This is a genomic window from Micrococcus sp. APC 4021 (genome assembly GCF_030407635.1).
GTDB classification, from domain to species: Bacteria; Actinomycetota; Actinomycetes; order Actinomycetales; family Micrococcaceae; genus Micrococcus; species Micrococcus luteus.
This window is the reverse complement of sequence record NZ_JASDCZ010000103.1, coordinates 1-8,083: the sequence shown is the minus strand read 5'-3', so window position 1 is coordinate 8,083 and position 8,083 is coordinate 1. Positions and strand designations below refer to the sequence as shown.

The 8,083-nt window shown below is 73.2% G+C and carries 8 protein-coding genes; 2 read left to right on the top strand and 6 right to left on the bottom strand.

The window, feature by feature from the left end; all coding sequences use genetic code 11:
* The first annotated feature begins 1 nt into the window (after position 1).
* Positions 2-850 carry an HAD family hydrolase gene (locus QL983_RS09020; RefSeq protein WP_041103498.1) on the top strand — a complete coding sequence of 283 codons (849 nt, stop codon included), beginning with the start codon at positions 2-4 and terminating at the stop codon, positions 848-850.
* Between the two features lie 22 nt (positions 851-872).
* Here QL983_RS09020 and QL983_RS09015 read toward each other — a convergent pair whose 3' ends face one another.
* The 6 genes from QL983_RS09015 to QL983_RS08990 all read right to left on the bottom strand — a co-directional run bounded on the left by QL983_RS09015 (position 873) and on the right by QL983_RS08990 (position 7,358).
* Positions 873-1,421 (bottom strand): NYN domain-containing protein, encoded by a 549-nt coding sequence (locus QL983_RS09015; protein ID WP_002858225.1) that lies wholly within the window; start codon positions 1,419-1,421, stop codon positions 873-875.
* Positions 1,422-1,454: 33 nt separating this feature from the next.
* The gene (locus QL983_RS09010) at positions 1,455-2,546 is read right to left on the bottom strand and encodes a hypothetical protein (RefSeq protein WP_290152422.1); all 1,092 of its coding nucleotides are present in this window, start codon (positions 2,544-2,546) and stop codon (positions 1,455-1,457) included.
* Between the two features lie 22 nt (positions 2,547-2,568).
* A complete protein-coding gene (locus QL983_RS09005) occupies positions 2,569-4,071 on the bottom strand; it encodes an amino acid permease (RefSeq protein ID WP_290152419.1) in 1,503 nt (500 codons plus the stop codon).
* A gap of 100 nt (positions 4,072-4,171) precedes the next feature.
* Positions 4,172-5,245: a low specificity L-threonine aldolase gene (locus tag QL983_RS09000; RefSeq protein ID WP_036380765.1), complete on the bottom strand. Its 1,074-nt coding sequence runs from the start codon at positions 5,243-5,245 to the stop codon at positions 4,172-4,174.
* 1 nt (position 5,246) lies between these two features.
* The gene (locus QL983_RS08995) at positions 5,247-5,924 is read right to left on the bottom strand and encodes an SDR family oxidoreductase (RefSeq protein ID WP_290152414.1); all 678 of its coding nucleotides are present in this window, start codon (positions 5,922-5,924) and stop codon (positions 5,247-5,249) included.
* Positions 5,925-5,927: 3 nt separating this feature from the next.
* Positions 5,928-7,358 (bottom strand): DUF6421 family protein, encoded by a 1,431-nt coding sequence (locus QL983_RS08990; protein ID WP_036316548.1) that lies wholly within the window; start codon positions 7,356-7,358, stop codon positions 5,928-5,930.
* A 123-nt stretch (positions 7,359-7,481) separates the two neighbouring features.
* On the opposite strand from QL983_RS08990, the gene QL983_RS08985 reads away from it, so the two are divergent.
* Positions 7,482-7,940 carry an Lrp/AsnC family transcriptional regulator gene (locus QL983_RS08985; RefSeq protein WP_036316550.1) on the top strand — a complete coding sequence of 153 codons (459 nt, stop codon included), beginning with the start codon at positions 7,482-7,484 and terminating at the stop codon, positions 7,938-7,940.
* Positions 7,941-8,083: the final 143 nt, after the last annotated feature.

Sequence of the window (8,083 nt, the reverse complement as noted above, 5' to 3'; positions counted from 1 at the left end):
CATGCCCGCCCTGCCCCTGCCCTCGCGCCGTCCGCGGATGATCGCGACGGACCTGGACGGCACCATCATCGGGTACCGGCACACGCGGTCGGGGCGCCTGAGCCCGCGCACCATCGCGGCGCTGCGCGAGGCCCACGACGCCGGCGTCGAGGTGGTGTTCGTGACCGGCCGTCCCCTCCGCTGGCTCGGCCCGCTGAGCGCGCAGCTGGGTCCCGTCGGCCCGGTGATCTGCTCCAACGGCGCCGTCGTCGTGGACACCGCCACGGACGACGTCCTGATCGCCCACCCCATGCCCGTCGAGGCCGTGTGGACCGCCACGGACCGGCTGCGCGCGCTGGACCGCACCGTGTCCTTCGGCGCTGAGACCCTCGAGGGCTTCTTCTGGGAGCACGCGTTCTCCGAGCGCGCGGAGTTCCGGGCCGAGGTCCACGCGGCGGCCACGCTCGAGGCCGCGCTGCCGGGTCGGCTGGGCGTCGTGAAGCTGCTGGCCCGCTCGGACACCCTGTCCCCGGACGCCTTCCTCGCCGCGGCCCGCGCCGAGCTGGACGAGCTCGTGAGCGCCACGCACTCCGCGCCCGGCATCGCGCTCGTGGAGATGTCCGCGCCCGGCGTGCACAAGGCGGCGACCCTCGCCGAGTTCGCCGCGAGCCGGGGGGTCGCGCCGGCCGACGTCGTCGCGTTCGGGGACATGCCCAACGACCTGGAGATGCTCCAGTGGGCTGGTCTCGGCCTGGCCGTGGCCTCGGGCCATCCGTCGCTGCTGGCCGCGGCGGACGGCGTGGTCGGGGCGTGCGACGACGACGGGGTGGCCGCCACCGTCGAACGCCTGCTGGAGCTGCCCACGGACTGAGCCGCGGGCCACCCCCGGCGGGTCAGAGGAACTCGTACGGGTCGAACGCCTCGACGTCGATCACGCGCAGGCGCGGCAGGGACGAGTCGAACGCGCCCACCGCGTGCTCCAGGTCGAAGAACTCGACCCCGGGGATGCGGCGCAGCTCGTGGGAGAGGAACTCCTCGAAGCCCATGATCCCGGTGCGTCGGCCCGGCGTGGCCGCGAGGTCGGTGAGCTGGGGGGCGAAGTCGGCGTCGTGGCTGACGAGGACGACGTCGTCCTCCCGGCCCAGCAGCGCCTCCGCGGTGCGCTGGATGCCGATGTCCACGACCTTGCCCTCGCCCCGCAGCATGATCGGCTGGAAGCCGAGGGCGGTGAGCGCCTGGACGAACGGGATGGGGATCTCACCGTCGATGGCGAGGAAGAACAGGCCCTTGACCGGCTGGTCCCAGCGGTCCTCGAGGTAGCCGAGCAGGCGCTTCCAGCGTGGCCGCTCGTCGGGCTGGGGGCGCCGCTGCAGGATGGACGTGCCGAGGGTGGCGTCGATGTTCTCGCCGTCGATCAGCAGGTAGGTGGTTCGCTCGCTCACGCTCTCGAGGCTACCCGCTGGGGTGGACGTCGGTCAGCGCGCGCGGTCGAACGGGGCCGTCAGCAGGCGGACGACGCCCTCCAGCGGCCCCGCGCGGAACGGGCCGATACGCACGACGGCCCGCCACAGCAGCGGCAGCAGCAGCGCGCCGGCCACCAGCACGGCCAGGTTGAACCACGTGTCGTCCGTGCCCGTGGCGCTGCGCCACGGCCCGGGTCCGAGCCCCCGCACCCAGCCGAGGTACCACAGGTGCGCCACGTACACGGACAGCGTCATCGCGCCGGGCACGGCCAGCAGCCCGGCCCACCGCGGCGCCAGGGCCGCGCACCCGCCGAGCACGGTCAGCACGAGGCCCGTGTCCAGCAGGGCCTCCGCGGGGGTCGCCGTGTAGGGCACGGGGGCGGCGCCGGTCTGCGTCCGGGACAGGGCGAGCACGACGCCGGCCAGCGCGATCCCCCCGGCCGCCCAGGCGAGCCCCGTGAGCCGTGCGCGCCGGGCCGGGGCCGCCGTCGTCGTGCCGTGGACGGTGGCGACCAGCACCGCCCCCAGCAGCGCCCACGCGAGGAACAGGGGGAGACGGTACGGGCCGTCCGTGAGGAACGCGGAGACCCACGGGGTCAGCGTCGCGCGGCTCAGCCCGAGGGCCTGAGCGAGGGGGACGAGCCGGTCGACGACGTCGGCCGTCGGTGTGGCGGCGAGCAGGAGGCCGCCTCCGCCGGCCAGGACGGCGAGCACGAGGTGCGCGGCGAGGGGGAGGGCTGCCAGCAGCGCCATGATCACCGTGAGCACGGCCAGGTGTGCCAGCACGTTCACGACGACCGCCCCGAAGTGCCCGGCCAGCCACGCCGCCCCGCACAGGGCGGCCGCCCGGACGAGCGCGCGAGGCGCGGCCCGGCCACGGCCCAGCCACTCCGCCTCGAGGCGCGCGCCCACGCCCACGAGCGCCGCGAACAGGGGCGCGGTGAGGTACTCGGAGAGGTGGAGCACCCCGCCCGGGCCGCCGGTGGGCGCCGTGTGGGCGACCATCATCGAGACCAGGGCCAGACCGCGCGCGACGTCCACCCAGACCAGGCGGCCCCGGGCGGTGTGGGTGGCGGCGGGAGCGTGGGAGGAGGGGGCGGGCACGGCGACCTCCGAGGTGGGGGACTCAGTCCAGGACGCGGGTCAGGTCGGCGTCCTCGTAGCGGACCGGCTTCGAGCCGGTGACGAGCTTGTGGCCGAGCCACAGCGCGAGGAACAGGGGCAGGCCGAGGTAGGCGGTGGCCACGGCCACGAGGTCCACGTCGCCCATGAAAGCCTGGTAGTTCTGCCCGAGGATCACGACGGCGCACATGACCAGCGCGACGATCGGGCCCAGGGGGAACAGGAAGGCGCGGTAGGGCAGGTCCTTCGGGTCGTGGCCCTGCGCGACGTAGGCCCGCCGGAACCGGTAGTGGCTCCAGGCGATGCCCATCCACACGATGAACCCGGCCAGGCCCGAGGCGGAGACGAGCCACACGTAGGCGGCGCCGTCCCCGATGAACGTGGTCAGGAAGCACGCCGCGCCCACCGCGGTGGTGGCGTAGAGGGCGTTCATGGGCACGCCGCGCCGGTTCACCTTCGCCAGGAAGCGCGGGGCCTTCCCGGAGTCGGCCAGGGCCCAGAGCATGCGGGTGGAGGCGTACAGGCCCGAGTTGCCCGCGGAGAGGATGGCCGTGAGGATCACGGCGTTCATCACGGAGGCGGCGGCGAGCACGCCCGCGTTCTCGAAGACGAGCGTGAACGGGGAGATCGAGATGTCCTCGACGTCGCTGCCCAGCAGGTGGGGGCTGGTGTAGGGGATGAGGAAGCCGACGACGGTGATTGCGCCGACGTAGAAGAGCAGGATGCGCACGAACACGGTGCGGATCGCCTTGGGCACGTTCTTCTCCGGGTCCTCGGCCTCGCCCGCGGCCACGCCGACCAGCTCGGTGCCCTGGAAGGAGAAGCCGGCCACCATGAAGATCGCCAGGATGCCGGCGCCGCCGCCCACGAAGGGGGCCTCGCCGTCCGTCCAGTTGTGGAAGCCGGGGGAGGAGCCGCCGAGGATGCCGACGATCATCAGGACGCCGAGCACCAGGAAGATCACCACCGTGGCGACCTTGATGAGCGAGAACCAGAACTCGCTCTCGCCGTAGGCGCGCGTGGAGAGGGCGTTGAGGCCGAAGAGCAGCGCGAGGAAGATCGCGGACCAGATCCACGAGGGCACGTCCGGGAGCCAGTACCGCATGATCAGGGCCGCCGCGACGAGCTCGGCGGCCACCGTGATCGCCCAGTTGTACCAGTAGTTCCAGCCGATGGCGAAGCCGAACGAGGGGCTCACGAAGCGGGTCGAGTACTCCTCGAACGCGCCGGAGACCGGCAGGTACGTGGACATCTCGCCGAGCGACTGCATCAGCAGGAACACCATGAAGCCGATGGCCACATAGGCCACGAGGGCGCCACCGGGGCCGGCGGTCGCGATGGTGTTGCCCGAGGCCACGAACAGGCCCGTGCCGATGGCGCCGCCCATCGCGATCATCGTCAGGTGCCGGGACTTGAGGGTGCGTTGCAGGGAGCCGCCCTCGGGGGTGGCGTGGGCGGCGGAGGCGGCCGGCGTCGACGGGGACGTCCGGGGTGCGCTGGTGTCCACGGTGGCCTTTCGGTGGAGGAGCGGTCGGACGCGCGTCGAAGGCCGCGGCGTCCCACCCTGCTGCACGGTGGTAGAAGGGTATCCCGGCCGGGCGCGTCCGTCAGACGGCGGGGACGAGTTCGGCGCGCAGCGCCGCCGTGAACGCGTCCACGTCCTCCTCGGTCGTGTCGAAGCCGCACACCCAGCGCACCTCGCGGCGCGCCGCGTCCCAGTCGTAGAACCGGAAGCGGGCGCGCAGCCGGTCGGCCACGCCCTCGGGCAGGACGGCGAACACGGCGTTGGCGTCCGTGGCCTGCGTGAACTCGACGCCGGCCAGCGAGCCGTCGGCGACCCCCGCCTCGATGCCGGCGCGCAGCCGGGCGGCCATGGCGTTGGCGTGGCGGGCGGAGCGCAGGTACAGGTCGCCGTCGAACAGGGCGAGCAGCTGCGCCGAGATGAAGCGCATCTTCGAGGCCAGCTGCATCTGGTTCTTGCGCAGGTACACGAGGCCGTCCGCGGCGTCCGGGTCGAGCACGACGACGGCCTCGGCCAGCAGCGCCCCGTTCTTGGTGCCGCCGAGGGAGAGCACGTCCACGCCGACGTCGGTGGTGAAGGCGCGCAGCGGCAGGCCCAGGGAGGCCGCGGCATTGGCGATGCGGGCGCCGTCCATGTAGACGCGCATCCCGTGCTCGTGGGCGTAGTCCGTGATGGCCTTGACCTCCTCCGGGGTGTAGACCGTGCCGAGCTCGGTGGACTGGGTGAGGTAGACGACCAGGGGCTGGGCACGGTGCTCGTCGCCCCAGCCCCACGCCTCGGCGGCGATCAGCTCGGGGGTGAGCTTGCCGTCGTCGGTGGCCACGGGCAGCAGCTTGATGCCGGCGGACTTCTCGGGCGCGCCGCCCTCGTCCACGTGGATGTGCGCGGTGTCCGCGCAGATCACCGCGCCCCAGCGGGGCAGCATGGCCTGGAGCCCGACGACGTTCGCCCCGGTGCCGTTGAACATCGGCCACACGGTGGCGTCCTCGCCGAAGTGCTGGGCCACGACCTCCTGGAGGCGGGCCGTGTACACGTCCTCGCCGTAGGCGACCTGGTGGCCCCCGTTGGCCTCGGCGATCGCCGCGAGCACCTCCGGGTGGACGCCGGAGTAGTTGTCCGAGGCGAAGCCCCGCTCCTGCGGATCGTGGATCCTCTGCATGTCAGTCCGTTCCCTTCTCCTGGAGCGTGAGGACGGCGTCGTTCAGCGCGCCCGCCTCAGCCTCCCACAGTCGCGCGCACTCCTCGGCCAGCCGTTCCTCGAGCCCGGCGAGGGACTTCACGCGGAACACCAGGGCCGCCGAGCGCAGCGGGGTCTCCGCGTCCCGGGCGGCCTTGGCCCAGCCCTGCGCGACCGCGCGGGTCCATGCCTCGCTCGCCGCCTTCACCGCGGCGTAGTTCGCGCCGCCGGCGAGCGGCCGGGTCACCGCCGTGGACGAGACGATCGCGAGGCGACCGGCGGACGAGGCCCGCAGGTCGTCGTCGAGGGCCCGGCTCACGTGCCGCAGCGCCGTGAACGAGGCCTCGAGGGCGCGGTAGTCGTCCTCGGTCTGGCCGGTGAGGCCCCCGCCGCCGCGCCAGCCGCCCACCAGGTGGAGCAGGCCGTCGATCCGGGTGCCGCGGGCGTGCAGGTCCTCCACGAGGCCGCGGACGGCGGCCTCGTCCGTGAGGTCCAGGGCCGCGGTCTCGGCGCCGAGCGCGGCGAGGGGGGCGAGCTTCGCGGCGTCGCGCCCGGTCGGGACGACGTGCGCGCCGGCGTCGAGGAGCGTGCGCGTGGCGGCCCGCCCCGAGGCGCTCGTGGCGCCCGCGATCAGGACGGCGCGGTCGGTCAGGGCGGCCACGGGTCAGGCGTCCGTGCCGCGGATCCCGGCGGTGGACTCGATGACGCCGCACATCTTCTTCTCGAGGGCCTCGAAGAACATGGACAGCGGGAACTCGTCGTCGAGCACGAGGTCGGTGTAGCCCTTGGGCGGGCCGGCGAGCACCTCGCGCGGCAGGCCCTGCGCCCACACGGAGGCCGGGTGCGGGGTGACCACGGAGGCGACGAGCTCGTAGGCCTGGAGCCAGTGCACGGTCTTGGGGCGGTCGATGGACTCCCAGTAGAGCGTGTCGATGGCGTCGCCCAGCTCGACGACGGCGTCGGCGAGCCGGTCCCAGTCCACGCTGAGCTCGACGTCGCGCCACTGGATCACGTCCTTGCGGTGCAGCCAGGCGAAGAGCAGCTGGCCGCCGAGGCCGTCGTAGTTGCGGACGCGGGAGCCGGTGAGGGCGAAGCGGAAGACGCGGTCGAAGAGGACGGCGTGCTGCACGAGCCCGGCGTGGCGGCGGGTCTGCTCCTCGAGCGCGGTGAGCTGCTCACCGGCGGCGGCGCGCGCCGTGAGGCGGCGCTCGATCGCCACGCACTCGCGGAAGGCGGTCATGTCGCAGCGCATCTCCTCGAGCGTGTAGAGGAAGAAGGGCATGCGCTGCTTGATCATGAACGGGTCGAAGGGCAGGTCGCCGCGCATGTGCGTGCGGTCGTGGATGAGGTCCCACATCACGAAGGTGCCCTCGGCGAGCTCCTGGCAGGAGAGCAGTTCGGCGAGCTCGGCCGGGAGCTCGAGCTGGGTGATCTCGGCGGCGGCGGTGACGACCCGGCGGAAGCGGGCGGCCTCGCGGTCCTGGAAGATGGCGCCCCACGTGAAGGTGGGGATCTCGCGCATGGCCACGGTCTCGGGGAAGAGCACGGCGGAGTTCGTGTCGTAGCCGGGGGTGAAGTCGATCAGGCGCAGGGAGAGGAAGAGGCGGTTGCCGTAGTCGCCGGCCTCCAGTGCGGCGATGAACTCGGGCCAGATGGTCTCGACGACGAGGGCCTCCACGTGCCGGTCGGGGGAGCCGTTCTGCGTGTACATCGGGAAGACCACGAGGTGCCGGACGCCGTCGACGCGGTGCTCCTGCGGCTGGAAGGCGACGAGGGAGTCCAGGAAGTCGGGCTCGGCGAAGCCGCCGTCGGCCCAGCGGGCGAAGTCGCGGGGCAGGGCGGCGAGGTAGGCGGCGTCGTGCGGGAAGAGCGGGGCGAGCTCCTCGACGGCGGCGACGATGGTCTCCACGTGCTTGCGCGCGGCGGCGTGGTCCGCGGGGTCGGGGATGGAGCCGTCCTTGACCTGCAGGGGCTGCAGGGCGGTGGCGGCGGCCTTGAGGCGGAGCCAGGCCGGGTGGGTCTCGACGGTGCGCGCGTCGGCCGGGGTCTCCGGGACGACGACGTCGGCCTGGGCGGGCTGCAGAGTGGTGGACATGGAACCCTCCTGAGGTCGAATTGCCGGAAAATATCCGGTGACGCGGATCACTTGCCGGAAGTGTTCCATGAGGGCACGGGGCTGTCAACCCGGCGGCCGGGGCCGGCTGATAGCGTGCGGCGCATGGACGACCCTGTCGACGCGCGGCTCGCGGCCGCCGTCTCCCATGACCCGCGCGCCACGCTCGCCCAGCTCTCCGAGCGGGTCGGCCTGTCGACCTCCGCTGTGCAGGCGCGCCTGCGCCGGCTCGAGAGCACGGGCGTCATCACGGGCTACCGTGCGCTGCTCGACCCCGAGGCCGTGGGCAGGCCGCTCTCCGCGTTCATCGAGATCAGCCCGCTGGACCCGCGCCAGCCCGACGACGCCCCCGAGCTCCTCGAGTCCATCGCGGCGATCGAGGCGTGCCACTCCGTGGCCGGCGACGCCGCGTACATGCTCTTCGTGCGCGTCGGCTCGCCGCGCGAGCTCGAGGCCCTCGTGACGGAGATCCGCCAGACGGCGTCGGTGTCCACCCGGACCACCGTGGTGCTGCAGACCTTCTACGAGCACCGCCCCATGCTGGAGTTGCCGGCGGAGGACTGAGGGCGGGCGCGTCGGCCCCACCTGTCACGTGAGTGGTCGGAATGAGGGCGGGTCTGACGCTCATTCCGACCTCTCGCGTTCCCGGCTGCGGCAGTGAGTACCCCACCGCCCGTCCCGCTACGGTGATCCCGTGCGTCCGACCT

Bases quoted from the DNA above. Each gene is read 5' to 3' on its own strand.
- QL983_RS09020 (WP_041103498.1), top strand. From the start codon at position 2: ATGCCCGCCCTGCCCCTGCCCTCGCGCCGTCCGCGGATGATCGCGACG.
- QL983_RS09000 (WP_036380765.1), bottom strand. From the start codon at position 5,245: ATGCAGAGGATCCACGATCCGCAGGAGCGGGGCTTCGCCTCGGACAAC.
- QL983_RS08990 (WP_036316548.1), bottom strand. From the start codon at position 7,358: ATGTCCACCACTCTGCAGCCCGCCCAGGCCGACGTCGTCGTCCCGGAG.
- QL983_RS08985 (WP_036316550.1), top strand. From the start codon at position 7,482: ATGGACGACCCTGTCGACGCGCGGCTCGCGGCCGCCGTCTCCCATGAC.